Genomic DNA, 23226 nt, shown 5'->3' with positions numbered 1-23226 from the left:
ATGAAAGATGATCTTCCAGAATATCTTGTCGGTCCGCACCCGGACGACCCAAGCCTGACACGGCGCCTTTCCGGCCTTGATCACGAGGGTAAGGAGCAGGAAATTTCCGTGATCATGGAGCGGCCGCTGACGATCTTCCTGAACGGTCAGGAGATCGTGACCGCCATGACCATCGGCGACTTCCCGGATTATCTCGCCGTTGGCTATCTACTCAATCAGAACATGCTGCGCCAGGACGACCGGATCACCGGAATCGATTACGATGACGATCTGGAAGTTGTCGTTGTTCGTACCGAGCGCGAAACGAATTACGAAGAGAAACTGCAAAAGAAGATTCGCACGTCTGGGTGCGCTCAGGGCACTGTTTTCGGCGATCTGATGGAGAAGTTCGAGGATATCGCGCTGCCGCGCGATGCCGTGCTCCGCACATCCTGGATCTACACGCTCTCGCGGCTGATCAACAACACACCCAGCCTCTACCTTGAGGCCGGGGCAATTCATGGCTGCGTTCTGTGTAAGGAAGACAAGCCGCTGATCTATATGGAGGATGTCGGCCGGCATAATGCTATCGACAAGATTGCCGGCTATATGTTCCTGAACAAAATCGAGGCGGGCGACAAGATCTTCTACACGACCGGACGTCTGACCAGCGAAATGGTGATCAAGACCGTACAGATGGGAATCCCGATCCTGATTTCCCGCTCCGGCTTTACCGCCTGGGGAGTGGATCTGGCTCGCGAGGCCGGACTGACCTTGATCGGCCGGGCAAAGGGTAAGCGGTTCATCGCTCTCTCCGGTGACGACCGACTGATCTACGATGCCGATTGGTCGGCGATTGCGGACGAGCCACGCAGGAGCGGCCGAAAGGCGAGTGTGGTGTCCGATGGCAATTGATACCAGGGATGTCGTTGGCGTGCTGCTCGCCGGTGGCCAGTCCCGACGCATGGGCGGCGGCGACAAGTCGTTGAAGTGCCTCGCGGGGCGTCCGATCCTCGAGCATGTCCTGGAGCGTGTAAGAGAGCAGGTTGGCCGTTTGGTGTTGAATGCCAACGGTGATCCCGAGCGCTTCGCTCAGTATGGCCTTCCGGTTGCCGAGGATGTTATCGACGGGCAGCCCGGGCCGCTCGCCGGTGTGCTGACCGGAATGTCCTGGGTTCTCAAAAATGCGCCGGACGCTCAATGGATACTGACGGTCGCGACGGATGCACCCTTTGTCCCGACGGATTTGGTTGCGCGACTCGGTGAGGTTATCGAGCGGGAAAATGCGGATCTCGGATGCGTATCATCCGGTGAGCGCCATCATCCTGTCATCGGTCTTTGGCCGGTTGCCCTTGCCGGTGCGTTGAAGACCGCGATTGAAACAGATGGTATCCGGAAGGTGGATCGGTGGACTGCTGGATATCGTCTCGCCGTGGTTGATTATCCAGACCGGCCTGTGGATCCGTTTTTCAATGTGAACAGGCCCGATGATATAAAAGAGGCCGAAATATTGTATAAAAACTATTTTATGTAATTTGTACATTTTCGGAATTTAGTAGAACGACTTCTCTTCTTGAGTGCTTCGGCGTAAGGTCTGCTTAACTGTATCATCTTTCACCATGGCGAGCGGTACTGAAGTGACGCGCAAAAATTTATCTGTGTTAACCATAGCTTTGCTTGTGGTGCTTTCCGGATGTTTCGGAGAAGAAGAAAAGCCGGGTCCGAAGATGGACTTCATCAATATCAGAAATGACTCCTCAACAGAGGTCAGCGTCAGGATCAAGCTCTGGACGAAGGAAGCCCTCGCCGTGCAGGCGGGAGATTCCGACCGCATCGAATTCAAGGCCGGATCGCGGACCGTTCAGGTTGACGCGCGCAGCCGAAAGCAATGGGATGACTGCTGGGTCACCATGCAGATCGGAGAGACCCTTGTGGTTTTCGACGCGACCGAACGGATCGGCTGCAAAGTAGAATAGCCGGAAGCGGGCGGGTTTCTCCCGTGCGGCAAAGCTATTCGGCAGACATCAAAATCTGATCGCCATATTCCTTGAACGCTTTCACACCGCCACCTCCGGCTATGGCCGACCTGACCCCATCACGGTCGACAACCTTGAAGCCTGCCAGTTTTCTGATGCCGTAGGCATGGAGTGCCGGCGTGAGCGGGGTTCCGGGACCAACCAGCGTCACCGGGACATTTCGTGCAAGCCGCAGCAAGCCGGACAGGGTTCCGTTGCACCAGGCTGAAGCGGTAACCAAAAGTTCCGCTGCGCCGGGAATGACATGGGGGGCAGCTTCGGCGGGTAGATCTTCCGGTCCTGGCGACATTTCCAGCACAATAGCGTTCGGCCTCTTGGTTTGCAGCGCGGGGAAGCGTCCGATGATCACTGTTGTCCGGTCCAGACTGACATTGTCCGAAAGCAACCCGTCTCCAGGCATTGCATTCGGAGGAGTGGCGATTCCCGCATTCACAGCGGCACAGGCAATGGTTCTTCGAATGCCGGCTGGCTCGCGAAGCCCCGCAGCGACGTTTGTGAGCAGCATTCCGACCATGCGCTGCGGATCGACGGTTTCCGCTTGATCCGAGGCCTCGCTCGAAGGATGCGCCATCGCGGCAAGTCCCATGCTCTGGCTGGTCTCGACGATGGCCCATTCGCGACCGAGTGTGACCGACGTTAGCGGCAGCGGCGGTGTGTTGCGGATAAGCTCTTCATCCATCCGTTCTGGCCCCCACCAGTACGGCAAGTCCCCCGGGGTCAGGAGCATAGGTCTCAAGCTGAGCTGGTTGCTGATCCTGGTAATAAGGTTCGCTGGCCCGCGGAACAGGATGGGGACGGAATGCTTGAGGGCGTTTCCGACAGCTTTATCCAGAGCGGCGGGGATGTCGGAAGCTGTCAGGTCGATAAACAGAAGATCGCCTGTGTCACCGAGATGCTCTGAAGCGCCCGAAAAGCGCAGCACGTTCCAGCGGCGGTCGGACAGGCCCTCAAGGAAAACATCATGCGATGTACCCCCGAATTCATCTGTTTCCGATAGAAGCCAGCCCGGCTGGAGGCGAGGGAGTGGGAAAATCATCGGCCTGTGGCCATCATTTCGAATTAGAGACCCGGTCAGCCGATGCGGGCGACGCGACGCTCTTCGATCATGTCATCGGCAGCAATGAGATCGACTTTGGCACTGTTGATCAGCTGTTTGCCGCGATGTTCGAAATTCACCGTTATTCGGTCTCCGACGACGGATTGTATCTGCCCAATCCCCCAATCCGGCTCATCAGCCAGCAACACGAAACTTCCAGGTAGCAGAAAATGGGACATCGCATCCTCAGTCTCGGTTGCGTTTCAGCGCGATCAAGCCAGATAAAATCGCTCGATTAATGAATTGTGAAGGAAAGCGGAATCAAACTTCAACAGATTTTCATGCGGAGCTATTCAAAAGCTGAGAAAAAACAAGTGATCTCACTTACGCTACGTTGATGTACCGCCACTCGGACCAGGGATTGATTGTGAATGCCTGAACATATGACATTGATCGATATGCTTTTATCGCGCCTTTTCCATGACCTGATCAGTCCGGTAAGCGCGACTGTCAATGGCGCGGAGCTGATTTCGGATCTTGGCGGCGGCGGATCGGAACTTGAGCAGGAAGCACTCGCACTCATAGGAACCAGTGCCCGGCAGGCATCCGAGCGGCTTTCTTTCTTCCGAGTCGCTTTTGGCGGGGCCGGTTCGAACAGTGATCATTCTCTTGCGGACGGAGCCAAGCTCGCGGCTCCCTATCTGAAAGCGCGGAAGATCGACTTCAGCCTCGACTGTCCGGTCGACCCCAAGCTGGTGCGCCCGGCGCCTGGCGGGATAAAGGTCATTCTCGGTCTCATCTCTTTCTTGTGCGAATGCCTGCCGCGCGGAGGGAGCATCTCGCTGAATTCTCCTGGCGAACTGGGGCAGAACTTCATCCTGAGTGCAGATGGCGACGGCGCTAGCGTACCTAGCGATGTTCGGGCGGCTCTCGAGCCGGATGTAGAGACGAGCGAGCTGACCAGCAAATCGGTTGTTGCGCATGTAGCGGCAGTTAATGCCGACCGCTTTGGATTTCGCTTTGTGGTCGAAGAAGAACCTGGCCGGGTCACCGTCGATGTGAATTTCACTTGAAAGAGGCGGGAAATGGGTTCGCCATGAATTGTTCCCGCGTCGTAAATGGGTTAACGCTTTCTTTAATGGTTTGGCCTAGGCTGCGACAGGATTGAAAAGACACTAACCGCGCGGCGCAGTAATGCCTGCGGGCCATCTTTCAGGGTGGCCGTCGAAGAACGAGGTAGATTGGGGTAAGACGCATGGATGAGCTATTAAGCGAATTCCTGACGGAGACGTCCGAAAACGTTTCTGAGCTTGACGTGGAACTGGTCCAACTGGAGCAAAATCCAAACGATCAGGGCCTGCTCGGCAATATTTTTCGCCTTGTCCACACCATCAAGGGCACTTGTGGCTTCCTTGGGCTTCCCCGGCTTGAAGCGGTTGCGCACGCGTCGGAGAATGTTCTTGGCAAGATCCGCGATGGCAGCCTTGAAGTCTCCGCTGACGCCATCACGCTGATCCTTGAATCCTTCGATCGTATCAAGTGGCTGCTCTCCTCGCTTGAGGAGAACGAGGTCGAACCCGAAGGTGACGATCAGGACCTGATTGACCGGCTTAATCTTGTTGCCGAGGGCGGTACGCTCGATGGCGGGGCCGCACCTGCGGACGTCGCCGAGCCGGAACCGGAGCCTGCAGAAGAGCCTGTTGCTCTTCGTCCGGGTGAGGTCAGCATGGAAGAGCTCGAGCGCGCCTTCATGGAAGCGCCGGGCCCGGACGACATGCCTTCTGACGAGCCGGAAGCCGAGGCTGCTGAAGAGGCGCAGGCCGAAGAGGCTGTTGAACCCGCTCCCGCACCGCCCGAGCCGAAGAAGGAAGTCGCTGTCAGCGCTCCCAAGGACGTGGCGAAGCAGCCGGATCAGGACAAGCAGGTTCGTGAATCCGCGGTCGCCAACCAGACCATTCGCGTGAACGTCGATCTGCTCGAAAACCTGATGACGATGGTCAGCGAACTGGTGCTGACGCGTAACCAGCTGATGCAGATCTCCCGCAACGAGAAAGACAGCGAGTTCACGGTGCCGTTGCAGCGCCTGAGCCAGGTCACCTCGGAGCTGCAGGAAGGTGTCATGAAGACGCGTATGCAGCCGATCGGGAACGCCTGGTCGAAACTGCCGCGTCTGGTTCGCGATCTCTCGATCGATCTGAGCAAGAAGATCGATCTGCAGATGCTCGGCGCCGACACCGAACTCGACCGTCAGGTTCTTGAGTTGATCAAGGATCCGCTGACCCACATGGTCCGCAACTCGGCCGACCACGGTATCGAGGATGGCCCGGCGCGTCTGGCGGCCGGAAAGTCCGAGACCGGTACAGTCACCCTGAACGCCTATCATGAAGGCGGCCATATCATCATCGAGATCAAGGATGACGGTAAGGGGCTCGACCCGGAGAAGATCAAGGCGAAGGCCGTTGCCAACGGGCTGGTTGCTGAATCCGAAGCGGATAACCTTTCCGAGCAGCAGATCCAGCAGTTCATTTTCCGGGCCGGCTTCTCGACGGCTGCCGCGGTCACCTCCGTTTCGGGGCGTGGCGTCGGCATGGACGTGGTGCGGACCAACATCGAGAAGATCGGTGGCACGATCGAGCTGAAGTCTGTGTATGGCAAAGGCTCGACCTTTATCATCAAGATCCCGCTGACGCTCGCAATTGTCTCCGCGTTGATCGTTGAAGCCGGTGGCGAACGGTTCGCCATTCCGCAGCTCAGTGTCGTGGAACTGGTCCGGGCGTCGAACAACAGCGAACACAAGATCGAGGAAGTTCACGGTACGCCGGTCCTGCGCCTGCGAAACCGTCTGCTTCCGCTCGTTTCTCTCAAGCGCTTGCTGCGTCTGGACGAGGGCGACGAGGAGACCCCGCAGGAAGCATTCATCGTGGTCTTGCAGATCGGTACCTATTCGGTTGGCATCATGGTCGACCGGGTGTTCGACACCGAGGAAATCGTGGTGAAGCCGGTCGCACCGATCCTGCGCAACATCACGCTCTTCTCGGGCAACACCATTCTCGGCGATGGCAGCGTGATCATGATCCTCGATCCGAACGGGGTCGCGGCCGCCAGCGGAGAGCTCAAGATGGTGGACGAGGAAGGCCAGGATACGGCCCGTCACCTGACGCACCGTTCCGATGTTTCGTCGCTGTTGCTGTTCCGTGCCGGTGGACAAAGCCCGAAGGCTGTGCCGCTCGCGCTGGTCGCCCGTCTGGAAGAAATCGACCTTGCTACGGTCGAGTATTCAGAAGGACGTCCGTTGGTGCAGTATCGCGGTCAACTGATGCCACTGGTCGGGATGGAAGACGACATCAAGCTTGAGACCGAAGGCCGTCAGCCGGTGCTCGTCTTTACCGACAATGAACGGTCCATGGGACTGATTGTTGACCAGATCGTCGACATCGTCGAAGACCGGATCAATATCGAGGTTCGCCCGGATGCCCCGTGGCTGATGGGCAGCGCGGTCATTGCCGGCAAGGCAACTGAAGTGATCGATGCCGGCTTCTACCTGACCCAGGCCTATGGCGACTGGTTCGGCTCTGCCGATGCCGACAGCCAGGAGCCGACTGAGCCGCGGCGCGTTCTGCTGGTTGATGATAGTGCTTTCTTCCGCAACCTCATCAAGCCGCTGCTTTCAGTGGCGGGTTACGACGTGACCACTGTGGATCACGCCGAGGCGGCGCTCGAGTTGTGTGAAGGCGGCGCCGAATTCGACGCCATCATCAGCGACATCGAGATGCCGGGGATCGACGGGTTCGAGTTGACCCGCCGCCTGCGCGAGATCGCACGCTGGGAAGATACGCCGATCATCGCCTTGTCGTCCCACACGGGTCCGCGTGACCTGGATCGGGGCCGGGAAGTCGGTTTCACGGATTATATCGCCAAACTCGACCGGGATGCGCTGCTCGAGACGCTAGCGCAAACCATTGACGCGTGAGGGAATGATGTCAGATTTACCAGCTACTCAATCCACCGGGCAGAGTGTGGTTACGCTTGGCGAGCTGAAACAGTTTGTTTCGATCATGATCGGCAAGCAGCTCTTCGGTATTCCGGTGCTTCAGGTTCACGACGTGCTTGGCCCTCAGCGGATAACGCGCATTCCGCTGTCGCCCAAGGAAGTGGCGGGATCGCTCAATCTGCGCGGGCGTATTGTTACGGCGATCAATATTCGGAGCCGTCTCAACATGCCGCCATATGAGGGCGAGCACGAAGGTATGAGTGTCGTCGTTGAGGATCAGGGTGAGCTTTACAGCCTGATGGTCGATTCTGTTGGTGAGGTGCTGTCGCTGGATGAGGCGATGTTCGAACAGCATCCCGCGACGCTCGACGGAAACATCCGCGAGGTTTCAACGGGCATTTACCGGCTCGATAAAAGCCTCCTGGTTGTATTTGATGTACGCTCTTTGCTTCGCTTTCAGGGCGAAGAAGCCGCATAGTGTGCATGGCCTGCAATCTGTGTGACAATTGACGCGTGAAAATTCGCGGAGTTTTATATGAAAACCTGCTTGATCGTGGATGACTCTAAAGTCGTTCGAATGGTGGCTCGGAAAATTCTGGAAGAACTGAAATTCGAGACCATGGAGGCGGAAGACGGCCAAATCGCGCTTGATGCCTGTAAGGCAGCACTGCCTGATGCCGTTCTTCTCGACTGGAACATGCCGGTCATGAGCGGGATTGAATTTCTGCGAGAGCTGCGAAAGCTGCCGGAAGGCGAGACGCCTCTTGTGATTTTCTGCACCACCGAGAATGACATGGCACATATCCAGGAAGCGCTGTCCGCCGGGGCGAATGAGTACATCATGAAGCCTTTCGACAGCGAGATTATCGAAACAAAGTTTTCTCAAATCGGATTGCTGTAGATGCGTGGACAAAGTGCGTCCGCGGATGCCAAACCGCGGTCGACCGATCCATACAGGGTGATGCTTGTTGATGATTCCGCTGTGATCCGCGGACTCTTCACACGATTTCTCGAGGCAGATCCGGACGTGAAGATCGTGGCCTCTGTGGGCGACGGTCAACGTGCTATCGATACGCTGAAGAATAACGATGTAGAGATCATTGTGCTCGATATCGAGATGCCGCGTATGGATGGCATCACCGCGCTGCCGGAACTGCTGAAGGTGAACCCGGGGGTTCAGGTCGTCATGGCCTCAACTCTTACGGCCCGGAATGCCGAGATTTCCCTGCGAGCCCTCGCGCTTGGTGCTCGGGATTATCTCACAAAGCCGAGTTCCACTTCCGAAATGACGGGTGCGGCAGACTTCCCGAGCGATTTGTTAAGCAAGGTCAAGGCCTTCGGGGCCCAGAGTAGACGGAAATCAGGCGCAGCGGCGCCTACAGCCGCGTCCGGTGCGGCGCGCACCCCGGCGCCGAAGAGTGCCTTGGCTGCTGCTGCAGCCCGTTCGGCTGCGAGGCCGTCCTCGGCAGCGCGTTCATCCGCAGCTGCCCGCACCGATTATACATTGCGCAAGCCCAGTGGCCGGCGGGCAGATGTGATTGGTATTGGAAGTTCGACCGGTGGGCCGCAGGCTCTGTTTCGTGTGCTTACGGATCTCACGAAGACCATCAAGCAGCCCATTCTTGTGACGCAGCATATGCCGCCGACCTTTACGACAATCCTGGCAGAGCACATCACTAAAACGTCGGGATGGGTTTGTTCCGAGGCGAAAACCGGCGATGTCGTATCACCTGGGCGGATCTATCTTGCTCCGGGCGGCTATCATATGACGGTGAAAACCGAAGGCGTTGAGAAAGTAATCGCGTTGAATCAGGATCCACCCGAGAATTTTTGCCGGCCTGCGGTTGATCCTATGATGCGTAGTTTGATCAAGGCGTATGGGCGTGTCCTCGCGGTGATCCTCACCGGTATGGGGCATGACGGGCGCGAGGGATGTCGTGCTGTTGTGGAAGCGGGGGGCGATGTGGTTGCACAGGATGAGCAGAGCAGCGTGGTCTGGGGTATGCCTGGCGCGGTTGCTCAGGCCGGGTTGTGTTGCGAAGTTCTCCCGGTTTCGGAGATTGGCGCCAGCGTTAGTCGGCTGGCGAGGGGGTAGACAGGTATGAACAGCTCTGATTTCGAATTCCTGTCCAGCCTGCTGTACAAGCAATCAGGCTTGGTACTGACGCCGGACAAAGGCTATTTGCTTGAGACGAGGTTGCAGCCAGTGGCGCGCAGCCACGGTCTTACGTCCATTGAGCAGATTGTCTCGACGCTCAAAGCGCGACGGGACGAAAAGCTTGTTGCCTCAATCACAGATGCAATGACGACGAATGAGTCGTTGTTCTTCCGGGACCGGACGCCGTTTGATCAGTTCAAGACAGTTGTTCTGCCGAGCCTGTTGCAGTCCCGGGCAGCGAAGAAATCGATCCGGATTTGGAGCGCCGCATGCTCTTCGGGTCAGGAACCTTATTCTCTGAGCATGGTCCTGGACGAGTTGGCATCCAAGCTTGTCGGCTGGAAGGTGGAGATCGTTGCCACGGATATTTCGACGGAAATGGTTGCCCGGGCTCGGTCCGGCATCTACTCCCAGTTCGAAGTGCAGCGTGGCCTTCCGGTTCAGCTTTTGGTGAAGTACTTCCAGCAGGACGGAGATCGCTGGCAGCTCAGCGAGAAGATCCGCCGGATGGTTACTTTCCGTGAGTTCAACCTGCTGCAGGACCCGCGCCCGCTGGGCAATTTCGATATCGTCTTCTGCCGGAACGTCCTGATCTACTTCGATCAGGATACTAAGCGGAAAGTACTGGAAGGGGTTTCCAGGCAGATTGCGCCTGATGGATATCTCTATCTCGGCGGGGCCGAAACGGTGATCAGCATTACGGACAAGTTCCAGCCGGTGAAAGGGCAGCGCGGCATGTATCAGCCGACTGCCAAAGAAGGCCAGAAAGCAGCGATCTGACGCACGGCGCATGAAGGCCGTGCCCGGAATCGGGCGATAATAGAAAAAGGGCTGAACCATCTACTGGTTCAGCCCTTTTTCATCGGAGCCTTGAAGGCCTAAATGTCAGGAAACCTTATTCCGCCGGTTCCTTGACCTTTTCGGCTTCTTTGCCGGTCGCTGTGTCCTCGTCCCCGTCGCGCAGGACGTAGCCGCGACCCCAGACTGTCTCGATGTGATTGTTGCCGCCGGTCGCTTTCGAGAGCTTCTTCCGGAGCTTGCAGACAAACACATCGATAATCTTGAGTTCCGGCTCGTCGATCCCGCCATAAAGATGGTTGAGGAACATTTCCTTCGTCAGGGTCGTACCCTTGCGCAGGGAAAGCAGTTCGAGGATAGCGAACTCTTTTCCGGTCAGATGTACCGGCTTGTTGTCGACTTCTGCGCTGCGGGTGGAAAGGTTCACGGCAATCGGGCCGGTCTCAATCACTGAATCGGAATGCCCCTTGGAGCGGCGGATAATGGCCTGCATCCGAGCAATCAGCTCGCGGCGGTCGAACGGCTTTGTCAGATAGTCGTCGGCGCCGAAGCCCAAGCCCTTGATCTTGTTGTCCAGCTCGGAAAGGCCGGAGAGGATCAGGATCGGTGTCTCGACCTTCGAGCTCCGGAGACGGCGCAGAACTTCATAGCCATCGAGATCCGGGAGCATGAGATCAAGGAGAATAATGTCGTAATCGTAAAGCCGGCCGATCTCCAGGCCGTCCTCTCCGTGCTCCGTCACGTCGACCACAAAACCTTCGGCCTTCAGCATGAGCTCGATGCTCTGGGCTGTGGCGAAATCGTCTTCTACCAAGAGTACGCGCATGGAACTCTCCCTCTATGACCCTGGAGCAAAGGTTAACGGGGTAAGATAAACAAACCGTTAACCTGCGGCGGCGCCCGGTCGAAAGCGTGCCAGGCGTTCTCATTGATGCTAAACTCCCAGTGTAGAACAGTTAATGGCAGGCTCAAAGCGTCGGTCGCGTTAAGGAGTATGTACGGGTGGCAACTGCACTCGGAAATCTTGCATCGGAAGTTGATAAGATTGCTGAATTTCGGCTTTACGGTCGTGTGACCGCTGTTCTCGGCATGATGGTCGAGGTTGGTGGCGTGGACCGGGCGCTGTCCATTGGCGATCGCCTGCACCTTCAGGCCCGGGGCGGGAAGCGGGTCAGTTGCGAGATTGTTGGCTTCAAGGACGGCCGGGCATTGGCCATGCCGTTCGGCGCCCTCGACGGGATAGGTATCGGAAGCCGGGCTGAGATATCGGATGCGGCGCCGGTAATCTTTCCGCATGAGGGCTGGCTTGGGCGAGTCGTGAATGCGATGGGCGAGCCAGTAGACGGTAAGGGGCCGCTCGGGGACGGCCCCCTCGGATGCCCGATTAAGACGCAACCACCAGCGGCTCACACGCGGCGACGGGTCGGCGAGAAGCTCGATCTCGGTGTGCGCACCATCAATACCTTCATGTCGGTCTGCAAGGGCCAGCGTATGGGGATTTTCGCCGGCTCGGGCGTGGGTAAATCCATGCTGATGTCGATGATTGCGCGTTTCACCCAGAGCGAGGTCAACGTCATCGGCCTGATCGGGGAGCGTGGCCGCGAAGTCCAGGAGTTTATCCAGGACTACCTCGGTGAAGAAGGCTTGGCCCGCAGCGTGGTTGTTGTTGCGACCTCTGACGAGTCCCCGCTTATGCGCCGTCAGGCGGCTCATATGACACTGGCCGTCGCCGAATACTTCCGCGATGAGGGCAAGACCGTCATGTGCATGATGGACAGTGTGACCAGGTTTGCCATGGCGCAACGTGAGATTGGTCTCGCTACCGGGGAGCCGCCGGCCTCCAAGGGCTATACGCCGACTGTGTTTGCCGAGCTGCCGAAACTATTGGAACGCGCGGGGCCGGGCGCGGGAGAAGGCACCATCACTGGCCTTTTCACTGTTCTGGTTGAGGGCGACGATCACAACGAGCCGATCTCCGATGCGGTGCGCGGAATTATTGACGGTCATATCGTCCTGGAGCGCGGGATCGCTGACCGTGGTCGGTATCCCGCCATCAATGTGCTGCGCAGTGTGTCCCGGACCATGCCCGACTGTAATTCGGCCGAGGAGAATGCGCTGGTCCGCCGTGCGCGTGCGTTGATGGCTACTTACGACAACATGGCCGACATGATCCGCCTTGGGGCTTACCGCAAAGGCAGCGACCCGGAAGTCGACGAAGCGATCATGTATCATGCCTCGCTGGAGCATTTCCTGTCTCAGGACAAGAACGAGCCAGCCTCTCTTGAATCTGGTTACGCCCAGCTCGATGCCATCCTTTCCATGGTCGGAGAGAGCGCGGAGACTGAGGAAGAGCCAGGTGAGCCGTGAGCCAGTTTGAGCAACTGATCCGGCTTCGAACCTGGGAGCTCGACGAAAAGCGCCGGGCGATGGGTATGTTGCTTCAGGAAGAGGCGGGGTTGCTTGCTGAATCCGATGCCATGCAGCGCGAGTTCGAACGGGAGAAGCAAGCCGCGGCGGGCTCGCTTGAAGCTCGCCGAACGCTCGAACCCTATATGCATCACTTCAAGTCCCGGGTGCGGGCTCTGGAAGAGCGGATCGAGGCGAAACGCCGCGAGATCGAGGCCGCCAATGAAGAAGTGCTGGAATCCTATCAGGAGCTTTGCAAGGCAGAGGCTGTTGAGAAAGAGCAAAAGACCCGTGAAGCCGAGCGAGTCGGACGACTTGAACAGATGGAGATCGATGAGATCGCCCTCAATATGATGAAGCAGCGTCGTGGTTAGGCTGATCAGCGATCAGGCATAGACATCCGGGCTCTGGCGCCCGTCCGGCATAAGATCGGCGATAGGCAGGGGGGGGAATTCCTTCTGGACCTTGAAGCTCACCGCGCCGGACATGCCGGTGCGTCCGGCCGCATTTTCGAAGATATCGATGATCTCCACCCGCATCTTCGGGGGCAGGGCGCGTTGCGTTCGGATCAGAAGTGACATTGATTGCTTCGCGACGGATCCATCGATCTGAAAGGCGCCGAGACCGCTGAGCATCAGGTCAACGACAAATCTGGTCTCTCCGTCGCCACTGCTGTCATCTCTATCTTCGCTATCCGTATCACCCTCATCGCCAGTGCGTTCGAAAGATGGCTGCAGGATGAAAAGCCGCATCTGCTCAAGAGCATCCTGGGTCTGTATCGGCATGAAGAATGCGCGCCACCCAGCGGTTTCCGGCCCGCCTTCGCTTGCCCGGGACATGGACTGGAAATCGCCGGAGAGGGTTGAAAGCAACCGGCTATGTGACTTTTCCAGGGCCTGCCCCGTATCTTTTCCAAGCCAGCCACCAAGGGAGCCGCCACGCACCGCAGCCAGGAAAAACAGCATGGAAGCGGTCAGTTGCGGGCCGGGCCGTGCGATCGTTGCGGCAAACTGCGCCGCGCTCTGCGGTGCCGACATCTCAAGGGCGCGCAGGCTTTCTTCCAGCGCAGGCCATTCCCGGGAGAGAATGGAGAGGGGTGTCTGGCTGCCGCCTTCGATCCGGCCGCGCACGTCGCTTTCCGAACGGTTGAGGATTTCCATGCGAATAGCCGATTGCAGCTGCCCGGCCTCTGCGCGCGCCGCAATATCGAGCAATCCAACCGACGAGTTCACAATGGCCTGGCCGTTTCCGCCGGTGGCAACGATGGTTCCGGATATCACGGTACTGCCGCTGCCGGCCTGCGCCGGTAGCGCGTTGCTGGTCTGCGCGCCGACAGACAATACCCGGACCGGAAAGTCCGTCCCGGGAGGGAGTGCTGTTCCAGGCTTTGGGGCTGAGGTTCCCGTCGCGGCGGGTGTACTTGTCGCTTGGCTAGCAGGTGCGGTCCCGGCTGGTGCTGGCGTTGTCCGGCTTTCCGTGGCGCCTTGAGGGACCGTGGGAGAAGCCTGTGGCGTGGCGGCGGTTTGTCCGGCGGTTGTTAGTCCAGGTGTGGTGGTCTGCCTGGTCGTTATCGGCCCGCTTGTCACGGCTTGTGGTGTGGTTAGCGGGGCAGTTCTTGTCGCGGGAGCCTGCGGTGATTGCGCCGTCGCCGCAGTGCCGCCGGGAGGCGCCGCTGTTGCTGGCTGCGATGCAGACGCGGCGGATGTACCTGCTGCACCGGTCGGTGTCGGTGTTTGCGTAGGTGTCTGTGTAGGTGTTGACGTTGATGTAGGCGTCCGTGTCGCCGGAGGCGCGTTTTGCTGGACGACTTCTGGTTTCACTGCCGGATGTTGTGTCGGCGATGATGTGCCGGGAAGAGGCTGGCTGCTAACGGCTGTCTGCGGCGAAGACGTTAGGGCTGGGGCTGTGCTTTGCGGGGCCGATGGCAAGGCGCTGGATGGTTTCAGATGCGGGCTGGACGCGAGCAGATACCTTGCGGCGGCTTGCGCTGCCTGCTGAGGGTTGATGCCGCTTGCGGTTGCGGGGAGCGGGCCGCTTGCGACGCCCTGGGGCAACGAGGTTGGTCGCAACACGATGGCACGGGCAATCTGTCCATCGGATAGCGGGGGTAAAGTCCTTGCGGCAGGTGCTGTTGTGGAAGTAGCGCTGCCGGTCGCGCCGGTCGGGGCTTGCTGGCTGCTGGATACCGCTTTCGCTGCAGTTGTACCGGCTTGCGCTGGAGAGCGGGGCTGCAGCAGCGCCTGCAGGCCATTGTCTGTGCGCTGCAGGATCAGGCTGACAATTGTGCCCGGGCGCACGAAGGCCGGAATTTGCCGTGGGTTGATCTGGATCGTCGCTTCGCCCGCCGCCGTTCGGACACTGACGGTTCCGTCAGTCCGAACCCGTGTGACGGTAACATCCTGGGCCGCCGGCTGTTGAGTCTGAGCTTGAGGCGGTAGCGGTTGTTGGGGCTGAGATGTTGGAACGTTAAGTGCGGGCGCGGGAGATGGCGTTGCGCGGCCTTGCCCGGATGTGCTTTCGGGCGGCAGTGGCGCGGGGGCCTGAGACGCGGGGCTTTGAGACGCTGGGTTTTGCGCTGGCGGTGTTGCCGATGATTGTGAAGGTGGCGTTGGCGGCTGCGACTGGGGCGCTGCCTGAGAAACAGGGGCTTGCTGACTTTGTGGCGGCTGCCCTTGCGGCGCCGGACTCTGAGGCGCTTGCCCCTGGGGTGGTTGGGCCTGAGGTTGCGGAGCCTGTCCCTGCGGGGGGTGATTTTGGGCGGCCCGTCCCTGAGTGGGTTGCGGTGCTGGTGGTTGTGTTTGCGGAGTTGAGCCTTGTGCAGCCGGCTTGGCCTGGTTCCCGGACTGGAGCGCGTCTGCGCCACTGGTCACCCGTCCCTCAACCGGCGCGTTGGCGGCCGGTTGTGAGGTACTTGTCGCCTGCGGGGCAGGCGCGGTGGGTTGTACGGTGCTCAATCTTCTCTCTTCGCCCGCTATAGCAGGCTGTCGACAATAGCCTCCACGTCGGTCGCCGCCGGGGCCGACGGATAGCGGCTCAGGATCGGGCTCTGGTTCCGGATCGATTCGATGACCTTGCGGTCACGGCGAATGATCCCGAGCAATTTCGGCTCGAACTTGAGGAAATTCATCGCTGCCTTGCGGAGCGTATCGTAGGTCTTCCGGCCGTCATTCACCGAATCCGCGCTGTTCACGACGATGGAGACCTCGCAATTCGGATCGCTCTGATGCGCGACTTTGACGAACGCATAGGCATCGGTCAGCGATGTCGGCTCGGCAGTCGTGACAACAATGATTTTTCCGGCCCGTGCCGCCAGCATGCGGACCGTCCGGTCAAGTCCGGCTCCGAGGTCCATGACCACGCGGTCATAGGAATCGGAGAGCTGAACAAGCTCGGTGCCAAGCGATTGCAGCCTGTTGGAGGGCAGGGTCGCGAGGCTGCCGGAACCGGAGCGTCCGGCAATGATGTCGAAATTGCCGGCGTCGTAGTGAATTTTTGACTGAGCAAGGGACAACCGGCCGGCAATAACACCGCCCAGGTCACGCTGAGGCATAAGGCCGAGCTGGATATCGACATTGGCGAGGCCAAGATCGGCATCGAACAGCAGAACCTTCTGGCCCATCCTGCTAAGTCCATGAGCCAGAGTTACCGAAAACCATGTCTTGCCCACACCGCCCTTGCCGGAAGCGATGGCGAGAATGTTCGCGCCTTTGGTGACGGGACCGCTGGCCGTGGTGGGGCGGGGCTTGTCTGCGGGCGACATCATTGGATTGATCCTCGGGTCCGTTCCATCATAGCGACCTCAACCATAGGCGCCTCGTGCCGTTTGTTGTTCGTCGTCGAAACTCTCCACCACTGACTTGGGGAGCAACAATCGTGCCAGTGTAACCGGGTTCATTGGCCTGAGGCCGTCAGCCACACTTGGCCCGACCCCCACTTCGGTCATCTGCAATCCGGTCATCGCGGCAGCGCTCAGATAGGATCCGAAGCGGCGGGTCATGTCGATCCGGGTAAGAAGCAGGCGGCGGGCGCCGAGTTCACGGTAGATGCCCGCGATTTCGGCGGCTTCCATCGGGTCAATACCGCCAGCCATGACCAGAACGACATCCGCATCCACCGCTTTGATCAGGCGAGCCTGCCTGTCGATGTCGTCGTTGTCGAAAGGGTTCCCGCCAGGGCAGTCGATCAGGATATGCCCGCGGCCTTCAGCGCCGGCGACGGCGGTTCTCAGCTCAGCAGGTGTTCCCGCACTGATCAGGTTCAGCTTCAGGATCTTGGTGAAAGCTTCCAGTTGGGCGAACCCGCCTGCGCGGACCGTGTCCGTGGTGATGACCCGCACCGCTTGTTTCTGCATCACAAGCCTCGTCGCCAGTTTGGCTATTGTGACGGTCTTCCCGGCGCCGGGCATGCCAACCAGCACGATTGGCTTATCCGCTGTGCCGAGTGGCATCGGAGAGAAGGCAAAATAACGGTCAAGGGCGCCAGCCAGAGCGAGGATCGGATCATCCATCGAGAGTTCTTCGGCGGCACTGATCAACTCGTCGGATATTTGCGGCGGGACGCCGTTATTGAGGAGGGCGTCCGTGATGATCTCGACCGGGTCGTCATAGGCCTCGTCGTAACTGTCTTCCTCGTACTCGAATTCGTCTTCGACCTGATCGATGGCGGCCGTTATGCGAACGCCCACACCATCTTCACCGGTCTGGGTTGAAACAATGATGGCTTCTTCGCCGAAATGCTCTTTCACGAGCATCATGGCTTCGTTCATCGTGTCGGCGGAAAAGGTTTTCAGGCGCATGGAGTTCTCACCGGCAACGCGCTCCCGTTGTGCGCCCTAGACAAAAGCTATACTTGGCCAAGAGTCTTTATCCGTGCCTTGGGGTGAATTTCATTCTGAGACATTACCACAGTCTGCGGCCGGAAACGCTCGACGATGGAGCGCACATAGGGCCGGATACCGGGAGAGGTGAGGACCGCTGGGAATTCACCGACCTCTGCAAGCTGATCGAGTGCGTTTCGGAGCGCTGTAATGAAGTCCTGCAGCTGGCTCGGTGGCATTGACAGCTGCTGGTCTTCACCCTGACCGATGATCGAATTGGCAAATGCCTGCTCCCAGTCCGGGGACAGGGTGACCAGATGGATGACGCCGTCATCCGCAGTGTTCTGCTCGCTGATCTGCCGGGCGAGCCGTGTGCGGACATGCTCGGTGATCAGGGTGATGTTGCGGGTGAAGGTAGACGCTTCGGACACGCCTTCCAGGATCGTTGGCAAATCACGGATGGAGACACGCTCGCTCAGCAGGTTCTGCAGGACGCGCTGCAGGCCGCCGACGGAAATGTTCGACGGCACCACGTCTGTGACCAGCTTCTGATATTGATCAGGCAACTCATCCAGCAGCTTCTGGGTCTCGGTATAGGACAGCAGATCACGCATGTTGTCGCGGATCAGTTCCGTCAGATGGGTCGTGACCACGGTCGAGGGATCGACCACGGTATAGCCCTTGAAGAGAGCTTCCTCGCGCTGCTCCGGGCCGACCCACATGGCGGGCAGACCAAATGTTGGCTCGCGTGTGTCGGTACCCGCAAGATCGATCGGATTGCCTCCCGGATCCATGACCAGAAGGCGGTTAGGCCGGATATCGCCGCGCCCGACCTCGATCTCCTTGACGCGAATGACATAGGTATTGGCGGGGAGCTGCAGATTATCCTGGATCCGGACCTGCGGCATGATGAAGCCGCTCTCCACGGCGAGTTGCCGGCGCAGCGCACGGATCTGGTCCGTCAGACGTTGACCTTCGGTGGTCTCGTTGACCAAGGGCAGCAGGCCATAGCCGAGTTCCAGTCGGACGAGATCGATATGCAGGGCGGCCGAGATCGGCTCTTCCGGCGGCGGCGCGGACGCTTCGTCCACTTCGCGTTGTACCACCTCGGCCGCAGCCTTCTCCTGCCCGCTATTGATCATGAAGGCGAGGCCACCGACAGCCGCGGCGAGCGACAGGAAGATAAATGTCGGAAAGCCCGGTAGCAGAGACAGGATGACGAGCAGAACGGCGCAGAGAACGAGCGCCTTGGGATAGCCGCCGAGTTGTCCGAACACGGCTTTTTCGGTGGTACCGGTGGTGCCGCCCTTGGTGACCAGCATACCGGCGGCGGTGGAGACGATCAGGGCCGGGATCTGGCTGACGAGACCGTCGCCAACGGTGAGCAGCGTATAGGTCGAAAAGGCCTCGGAGAAACTGATCCCTTGCTGGGCGATGCCGATGACCATGCCGCCGATCACGTTGATCACGGTAATCAGCAGGCCGGCGACGGCGTCTCCGCGGACAAACTTGGAGGCACCGTCCATGGCGCCGAAGAAAGTGCTCTCGGCGCTCAGTTCTTCGCGCCGATTCCGTGCCTGGTCCTCATTTATGAGGCCCGATGACAGGTCAGCGTCGATGGCCATCTGCTTGCCGGGCATCGCATCGAGGCTGAAGCGGGCGGCCACTTCCGCGATACGGCCCGAGCCCTTGGTGATGACGATGAAGTTCACGATCACCAGGATCGAAAAGACGATAATTCCGATGGCGGCGTTTCCGCCCATCATGAAGCCACCAAAGGCCTGAATGACATCACCGGCCGCGTCCGTGCCTGTATGACCGTCGGCCAATATCAGGCGCGTTGAGGCCAGGTTCAACGACAGCCTCAACATGGTCGCGATCAAAAGGATGGTCGGGAACGCATTGAAATCCAGAGGTTTTTCGATGAACAGGACGGTCATAAGAACGATCACGGACAAAGCGATCGAGATCCCGAGCAGGATATCGAGCAACATTGTCGGGACCGGTAGAATCAGAACTGCAAGGATCCCGATCACGCCGAGCGCGAGATAGATATCACCCCGATGAGCCGCAGCTTTGAAGCTTGCAAGATTAAAGGACGGCAAGGCCGTACCGGAACCGCCGCCTTCCGGCGGCGGAGGCTGATTGGAGGCGTCGGTCATTCAATGCCTCTCATCATGCCTGCTCGTTTCTCCAGTTTCAGATTGCCTGACATCATCCCGACCGCGCTTCAGACGGTCGCCCGATCCGCTTCACCTGGCGGCGGTACACTAACGCCATCCTCCGAATAAGCCTTAAGCTTGTTACGCAGGGTCCGGATGGAGATGCCGAGGATATTGGCGGCATGGGTTCGGTTTCCGAGACAATGGCTCAGCGTATTGATAATGAGCTGTTGCTCGACATCGGCAACGGTGCGGCCAACGAGATCTCCGCCAGCTTTGCTTTCCTGCGCCGGGGCAGCCGCTGTTGGCGGTGTGGCCGGTGCCGCTGGTGCCGTTTCCGGCTCATCAAAAGATGCCGGTTGGAATGTATCGGGTGTCGGCGGTGCGGCCGGCTGCGGAGCCGGTGTTGCCCGTAACGGCGGAGCTTCCTGAGCGGCCGGCGTTGTCTGCTCGCCGGTCAGGATGATCGCGTCTACCCCGATCTCGTCACCTGAAGCGAGCAGGACGGCGCGGTGCAGGGTGTTCTCCAGCTCCCGCACGTTACCGCGCCAATGATGGCCCTGCAGACGGGCAATTGCCTCATCGCTAAGCGGCCTTTCTGCAACACCGTTGGCTTCGGCATATTTCTTCGCGAAATGATTGGCGAGCAGCTTGATGTCTGCCGGACGCTGGCGCAGCGGCGGAAGTTGAAGATTGAAGACATTGAGCCGGAAATAGAGATCCTCGCGGAAATTGCCTTCCCGGACGTGACGCTCAAGATCCCGGTTGGAGGTTGCGAGGAGCCGGATGTCTACCTTCACCGGCTGACTGCCGCCGACCCTGTCGATCTCGCGTTCCTGGACCGCCCGCAGCAGCTTGGCCTGCAAGCGGATATCCATCTCGCTGATTTCATCAAGCAGCAGGGTGCCGCCGTTTGCTTCCTCGAATTTGCCGATGCGGCGGGCCAAGGCACCGGTAAAGGCGCCTTTCTCATGGCCGAAAAGTTCGGATTCCAGGAGATTGTCAGGGATCGCCGCGCAGTTCACGGAAACGAACTGCTTATCCGACCGTTTGCTTTTCTCGTGCAGGTACCGGGCGAGAACTTCTTTACCCGTACCGGATTCACCGGTGATCAGAACGCTGGCATCGGACGGCGCGATCTGGTCGGCGAGCTTGAGCACCGCGCCCATGATCGGGTCCTGGAAAATCACCGAGCTTTGTTCCTCGGTAACGGCCGCAAGCACAGCGGCAATAAGCTCGGCGTTCGGGGGCAGGGGGATATATTCCTTTGCGCCGGCCTTGATAGCAGCGACGGCGGCATCGGAATCGTTTTCGAGACCACAGGCGACAACCGGCGTGTTGATCCGCTCCTGGCTCATCGCGCGGAGCAGCTTCGCCACCGGTTGGGCTACGTCGATCATGACGAGGTCGGCGCCCTGGCCGCTACGCAGGGCATGCATAGCACCCTCGACATTGTCGAGGTGGCTCACCTTCGCGCCCTTTTTCAGGGCGATCTGACCGGCTGCGCTAATATGTCCGCCGAGTGTGCCGACGATCAGCAATCGCATCTGTCAATTCTCCCGTTTGGGCGGCTGTGTTCGAGCCGCCCATATCCTTCAATCGTAGTAATCAAGCCGCTGCGAGGGCGGCAGTTTGGTATTCAGCATGCGTTCAAGAAGCCGCGGGTTCTCTTGCCGGGCGATTGACATCGCACAGGCATGGTAGATCTCGCATTCGAGCAGTTCGGCTTCTGCATTGCGTTCCAGCTTCGCCGCAATCGGGGCCAACACCATGTAGGCGAGGATGGCGCCGTAGAAGGTTGTCAGCAGGGCGACGGCCATCGCCGGCCCAATGGACCCTGGATCGTTCAGGTTGCCAAGCAACTGGATGAGGCCGATCAGGGTGCCGATCAGCCCCATGGACGGGGAGACTTCGGCGGCCCGACGGAGCACACCGGCATGACGATGCCTGATGTCCTGTATGGCATCTATTTCCTGAGCCAGGACCTGATCGATCTGGTGTGGCGTGGCGCCGTCCACCGCCATTGCCACGGCACGCTGCAGGAATGGCTCGCTGTCCACGGATGGAATTACAGCATCAAGCGCAAGCACCCCGTTATCCCGTGCGATCGCTGCAAGATTGAGCGACCGTTCGCCGGCGAGCCGCAGGTCATGACGTTGCGGCAAAAGCGTTGCCAGAACGGCGCCAATGGCACCGAACAACTCGGACATGTTGTATGAGACAAGGGTCACCGCAAAGGTGCCAACGAGAACGATCAGGACCGCGGGAAGATTGTAGAATGAACTGACCGAACCGCCGATAACCAGTGCTGTCACGACCAACCCGAAAGCGACGGACAGCCCCAGGATCAAGGCAATATCAACGGTACGCCCACTCGCCGGAACGTCGAACGTTCTGGTCCGGGCGGCACGCGGACGGACTCCACCATTCTCTACGGTCGCGCGATCTGCCATAGACTTTTCCCGATCCCGTCGCTTAGCCGGTTCTGTCGGACTTGATGATTTCCGTCATGGTGACGCCAAGGCGTTCGTCGACGATGACGACTTCGCCACGGGCCACGAGACGGTTATTCACATAGATGTCTATCGCCTCTCCAACCTTACGGTCCAGTTCGACAACAGCGCCGCGACCGAGTTTGAGAAGCTGGCTGACCTGCATGCTGGATTTGCCAAGCACGGCAGAGACTTGCACCGGAATGTCGTAGACGGCTTCAAGTTCCCGCGCACTGATCTGCTGGCGGGATTCCTCCGGGACGACCTCCGGTGGCTCCTCCGCGGCCTGCTGCTCCATGGCAGCGGCCATATCCAATTCTTCGAGATCTTCGAACTCGACATCGCTTTCGTCAGACATGTGGTTCTCCTCTGGCGGCCAGGCGGCGCTAGTTCTGGATCAATTCAGCTTTACTGGGATCGCCGTCCACGTCCACACCCTCTTTGGGCATCTCCGGGGCTGCGTAGGATTGGTCGGGCGCGGGCACGTCGTCCGCTGACAGCTCATCGGTTGCCGTATCGATCGCGGACTCAGGCGTGAGTTCGGACAGTTCATCAGGTGTTACATGATCATCGGTTGCGGCTTCCGCCTCGCCGGCGGTTTCGGCTTCTTGTTCCGTTTCCGGCGGCATGTCGGAGCCGATATTTGAACGGACGGGCAGGGAGGAAAGGGTGCGTTCCACCATTTCATCAATCTCGCCCCAGGTCTCGTCCAGAGCCCGCTCAACAGCGCCCGCAGCCCAGGAGACGCGGCAATCGGTTGCGACGAGTTCCGGGTCGCCGACCAGGACCACTTCGCCCTCGTAGCCGACGCGGGACGCCATCAGTTGGACCTTGTCGCGGAGCGGCGCTTCCAGCTCGGCAGCGACACGGATCATCACCTTCGGCTGCTCCGTCAGAAACTGGAACGCCTGATTGATAACATGTTCGATCTGCGGCAATTCCGTGCCGCGCGTCAGTTCCGGTGCCATCTTGCGCATGATGGTGGCGGACAGGCGAACCGCGTCGCGCTGAATTTCCGCAGTCCATTTGCGGTGCACCTGATTGAGTTCGCCAATCTTGCTCAGCACGCCTTCGAGCGAAATGGCGACCTGCTGTTCAATCCCGGCCATCGCGGAGGACATGCCCTCTTGCCGGCCAAGCTGGTAGGAGGCTTCCTTGGCTTCGTCGACCTCTTCCTGGGTATAGGTTGGCGGTGCGTGTTCCTCGGCTTCAAGCTCCGCCATCCTCGCAGCCTCGGCCGCGCGGCGCATCTTCTGCTGATATTCCTCGTCGAAGATGTTGTCGAAGAGGAAGGGTGATTTTTGTGTTGTCATGCCGCCTGACCCGTCAGGCATCGGGCGGCAAAAGCGATT

The 23226-nt window shown here is 59.2% G+C and carries 23 protein-coding genes; 12 read left to right on the top strand and 11 right to left on the bottom strand.

Annotation, left to right across the window (positions count from 1 at the left end; genetic code table 11):
* From fdhD to VOI22_RS07945, 3 genes are all read left to right on the top strand, one after another.
* The gene (gene fdhD, locus VOI22_RS07955) at positions 1-894 is read left to right on the top strand and encodes a formate dehydrogenase accessory sulfurtransferase FdhD (RefSeq protein WP_323795977.1); all 894 of its coding nucleotides are present in this window, start codon (positions 1-3) and stop codon (positions 892-894) included.
* The gene (mobA, locus tag VOI22_RS07950) at positions 884-1513 is read left to right on the top strand and encodes a molybdenum cofactor guanylyltransferase MobA (RefSeq protein ID WP_323795976.1); all 630 of its coding nucleotides are present in this window, start codon (positions 884-886) and stop codon (positions 1511-1513) included. Before fdhD ends, mobA begins: the two co-directional genes overlap by 11 nt.
* Positions 1514-1706: 193 nt before the next feature.
* On the top strand, positions 1707-1955 hold the full coding sequence (locus VOI22_RS07945; protein ID WP_323795975.1) for a hypothetical protein: 249 nt from the start codon (positions 1707-1709) through the stop codon (positions 1953-1955).
* A gap of 34 nt (positions 1956-1989) precedes the next feature.
* Here the strand turns inward: VOI22_RS07945 and VOI22_RS07940 are convergent, their stop codons facing one another.
* Positions 1990-2937: a Rossmann-like domain-containing protein gene (locus VOI22_RS07940; protein ID WP_323795974.1), complete on the bottom strand. Its 948-nt coding sequence runs from the start codon at positions 2935-2937 to the stop codon at positions 1990-1992.
* 149 nt (positions 2938-3086) lie between these two features.
* Positions 3087-3290 (bottom strand): DUF3553 domain-containing protein, encoded by a 204-nt coding sequence (locus VOI22_RS07935; RefSeq protein WP_323795973.1) that lies wholly within the window; start codon positions 3288-3290, stop codon positions 3087-3089.
* A 192-nt stretch (positions 3291-3482) separates the two neighbouring features.
* Between VOI22_RS07935 and VOI22_RS07930 the strand changes: the two genes are divergently transcribed.
* The 6 genes from VOI22_RS07930 to VOI22_RS07905 all read left to right on the top strand — a co-directional run bounded on the left by VOI22_RS07930 (position 3483) and on the right by VOI22_RS07905 (position 9980).
* Positions 3483-4124 carry a histidine phosphotransferase family protein gene (locus tag VOI22_RS07930; RefSeq protein WP_323795972.1) on the top strand — a complete coding sequence of 214 codons (642 nt, stop codon included), beginning with the start codon at positions 3483-3485 and terminating at the stop codon, positions 4122-4124.
* Positions 4125-4306: 182 nt separating this feature from the next.
* Complete coding sequence (locus VOI22_RS07925) at positions 4307-7021, top strand: chemotaxis protein CheW (RefSeq protein WP_323795971.1); 2715 nt, start codon at positions 4307-4309, stop codon at positions 7019-7021.
* 7 nt (positions 7022-7028) lie between these two features.
* Positions 7029-7520 carry a chemotaxis protein CheW gene (locus VOI22_RS07920; protein ID WP_323795970.1) on the top strand — a complete coding sequence of 164 codons (492 nt, stop codon included), beginning with the start codon at positions 7029-7031 and terminating at the stop codon, positions 7518-7520.
* 57 nt (positions 7521-7577) lie between these two features.
* Positions 7578-7943 carry a response regulator gene (locus VOI22_RS07915; RefSeq protein ID WP_323795969.1) on the top strand — a complete coding sequence of 122 codons (366 nt, stop codon included), beginning with the start codon at positions 7578-7580 and terminating at the stop codon, positions 7941-7943.
* Entirely contained in the window at positions 7944-9137 is a 1194-nt protein-coding gene (locus VOI22_RS07910) for a chemotaxis response regulator protein-glutamate methylesterase (RefSeq protein WP_323795968.1), read from the top strand. It begins immediately after the preceding gene.
* A 6-nt stretch (positions 9138-9143) separates the two neighbouring features.
* Entirely contained in the window at positions 9144-9980 is an 837-nt protein-coding gene (locus VOI22_RS07905; RefSeq protein ID WP_323795967.1) for a protein-glutamate O-methyltransferase, read from the top strand.
* A gap of 115 nt (positions 9981-10095) precedes the next feature.
* Here the strand turns inward: VOI22_RS07905 and ctrA are convergent, their stop codons facing one another.
* Positions 10096-10824, bottom strand: a complete 729-nt coding sequence (gene ctrA, locus VOI22_RS07900) for a response regulator transcription factor CtrA (RefSeq protein ID WP_028464598.1) — start codon at positions 10822-10824, stop codon at positions 10096-10098.
* A 176-nt stretch (positions 10825-11000) separates the two neighbouring features.
* On the opposite strand from ctrA, the gene fliI reads away from it, so the two are divergent.
* Both fliI and VOI22_RS07890 read left to right on the top strand, forming a co-directional pair.
* The gene (fliI, locus tag VOI22_RS07895; RefSeq protein ID WP_323795966.1) at positions 11001-12365 is read left to right on the top strand and encodes a flagellar protein export ATPase FliI; all 1365 of its coding nucleotides are present in this window, start codon (positions 11001-11003) and stop codon (positions 12363-12365) included.
* On the top strand, positions 12362-12778 hold the full coding sequence (locus VOI22_RS07890; RefSeq protein WP_323795965.1) for a flagellar FliJ family protein: 417 nt from the start codon (positions 12362-12364) through the stop codon (positions 12776-12778). Before fliI ends, VOI22_RS07890 begins: the two co-directional genes overlap by 4 nt.
* Before the next feature lie 12 nt (positions 12779-12790).
* On the opposite strand, the gene VOI22_RS07885 is transcribed toward VOI22_RS07890, so the two are convergent.
* Positions 12791-13744 carry a hypothetical protein gene (locus VOI22_RS07885; protein ID WP_323795964.1) on the bottom strand — a complete coding sequence of 318 codons (954 nt, stop codon included), beginning with the start codon at positions 13742-13744 and terminating at the stop codon, positions 12791-12793.
* Between the two features lie 172 nt (positions 13745-13916).
* On the opposite strand from VOI22_RS07885, the gene VOI22_RS07880 reads away from it, so the two are divergent.
* Positions 13917-14402 carry a hypothetical protein gene (locus VOI22_RS07880; protein WP_323795963.1) on the top strand — a complete coding sequence of 162 codons (486 nt, stop codon included), beginning with the start codon at positions 13917-13919 and terminating at the stop codon, positions 14400-14402.
* Positions 14403-15375: 973 nt separating this feature from the next.
* Here VOI22_RS07880 and VOI22_RS07875 read toward each other — a convergent pair.
* The 7 genes from VOI22_RS07875 to VOI22_RS07845 all read right to left on the bottom strand — a co-directional run bounded on the left by VOI22_RS07875 (position 15376) and on the right by VOI22_RS07845 (position 23187).
* Complete coding sequence (locus VOI22_RS07875; protein WP_323796293.1) at positions 15376-16164, bottom strand: MinD/ParA family protein; 789 nt, start codon at positions 16162-16164, stop codon at positions 15376-15378.
* 39 nt (positions 16165-16203) lie between these two features.
* The gene (locus tag VOI22_RS07870) at positions 16204-17199 is read right to left on the bottom strand and encodes a hypothetical protein (protein ID WP_323795962.1); all 996 of its coding nucleotides are present in this window, start codon (positions 17197-17199) and stop codon (positions 16204-16206) included.
* 47 nt (positions 17200-17246) lie between these two features.
* Positions 17247-19382 carry a flagellar biosynthesis protein FlhA gene (gene flhA / locus VOI22_RS07865; RefSeq protein WP_028464604.1) on the bottom strand — a complete coding sequence of 712 codons (2136 nt, stop codon included), beginning with the start codon at positions 19380-19382 and terminating at the stop codon, positions 17247-17249.
* Between the two features lie 68 nt (positions 19383-19450).
* Positions 19451-20929 (bottom strand): sigma-54 dependent transcriptional regulator, encoded by a 1479-nt coding sequence (locus VOI22_RS07860; protein ID WP_323795961.1) that lies wholly within the window; start codon positions 20927-20929, stop codon positions 19451-19453.
* A 48-nt stretch (positions 20930-20977) separates the two neighbouring features.
* Positions 20978-21835, bottom strand: coding sequence for a motility protein A (locus VOI22_RS07855; RefSeq protein WP_323795960.1), 858 nt, complete (start codon positions 21833-21835; stop codon positions 20978-20980).
* A gap of 22 nt (positions 21836-21857) precedes the next feature.
* Positions 21858-22232 (bottom strand): flagellar motor switch protein FliN, encoded by a 375-nt coding sequence (gene fliN / locus VOI22_RS07850; RefSeq protein ID WP_028464607.1) that lies wholly within the window; start codon positions 22230-22232, stop codon positions 21858-21860.
* Between the two features lie 28 nt (positions 22233-22260).
* Positions 22261-23187 (bottom strand): hypothetical protein, encoded by a 927-nt coding sequence (locus tag VOI22_RS07845; protein ID WP_323795959.1) that lies wholly within the window; start codon positions 23185-23187, stop codon positions 22261-22263.
* Positions 23188-23226: the final 39 nt, after the last annotated feature.

Origin of the sequence: Nisaea sp., assembly GCF_034670185.1 — a bacterium.
In the GTDB taxonomy this organism is placed as follows: Bacteria; Pseudomonadota; Alphaproteobacteria; order Thalassobaculales; family Thalassobaculaceae; genus Nisaea.
Note: the sequence above shows the minus strand (reverse complement) of the source record. Positions and strands in the feature narration are given on the sequence as shown.

Coding starts and splice junctions, on each gene's coding strand:
- flhA (WP_028464604.1), bottom strand. CDS start 19,382: ATGACCGACGCCTCCAATCAGCCTCCGCCGCCGGAAGGCGGCGGTTCC.
- VOI22_RS07860 (WP_323795961.1), bottom strand. CDS start 20,929: ATGCGATTGCTGATCGTCGGCACACTCGGCGGACATATTAGCGCAGCC.
- ctrA (WP_028464598.1), bottom strand. CDS start 10,824: ATGCGCGTACTCTTGGTAGAAGACGATTTCGCCACAGCCCAGAGCATC.
- VOI22_RS07925 (WP_323795971.1), top strand. CDS start 4,307: ATGGATGAGCTATTAAGCGAATTCCTGACGGAGACGTCCGAAAACGTT.
- VOI22_RS07945 (WP_323795975.1), top strand. CDS start 1,707: ATGGACTTCATCAATATCAGAAATGACTCCTCAACAGAGGTCAGCGTC.
- fdhD (WP_323795977.1), top strand. CDS start 1: ATGAAAGATGATCTTCCAGAATATCTTGTCGGTCCGCACCCGGACGAC.
- VOI22_RS07920 (WP_323795970.1), top strand. CDS start 7,029: ATGTCAGATTTACCAGCTACTCAATCCACCGGGCAGAGTGTGGTTACG.
- fliN (WP_028464607.1), bottom strand. CDS start 22,232: ATGTCTGACGAAAGCGATGTCGAGTTCGAAGATCTCGAAGAATTGGAT.
- VOI22_RS07935 (WP_323795973.1), bottom strand. CDS start 3,290: ATGTCCCATTTTCTGCTACCTGGAAGTTTCGTGTTGCTGGCTGATGAG.
- VOI22_RS07855 (WP_323795960.1), bottom strand. CDS start 21,835: ATGGCAGATCGCGCGACCGTAGAGAATGGTGGAGTCCGTCCGCGTGCC.
- VOI22_RS07915 (WP_323795969.1), top strand. CDS start 7,578: ATGAAAACCTGCTTGATCGTGGATGACTCTAAAGTCGTTCGAATGGTG.
- mobA (WP_323795976.1), top strand. CDS start 884: ATGGCAATTGATACCAGGGATGTCGTTGGCGTGCTGCTCGCCGGTGGC.
- VOI22_RS07930 (WP_323795972.1), top strand. CDS start 3,483: ATGCCTGAACATATGACATTGATCGATATGCTTTTATCGCGCCTTTTC.
- VOI22_RS07870 (WP_323795962.1), bottom strand. CDS start 17,199: ATGCGCCTGAAAACCTTTTCCGCCGACACGATGAACGAAGCCATGATG.
- VOI22_RS07875 (WP_323796293.1), bottom strand. CDS start 16,164: ATGTCGCCCGCAGACAAGCCCCGCCCCACCACGGCCAGCGGTCCCGTC.
- VOI22_RS07905 (WP_323795967.1), top strand. CDS start 9,144: ATGAACAGCTCTGATTTCGAATTCCTGTCCAGCCTGCTGTACAAGCAA.
- VOI22_RS07910 (WP_323795968.1), top strand. CDS start 7,944: ATGCGTGGACAAAGTGCGTCCGCGGATGCCAAACCGCGGTCGACCGAT.
- VOI22_RS07845 (WP_323795959.1), bottom strand. CDS start 23,187: ATGACAACACAAAAATCACCCTTCCTCTTCGACAACATCTTCGACGAG.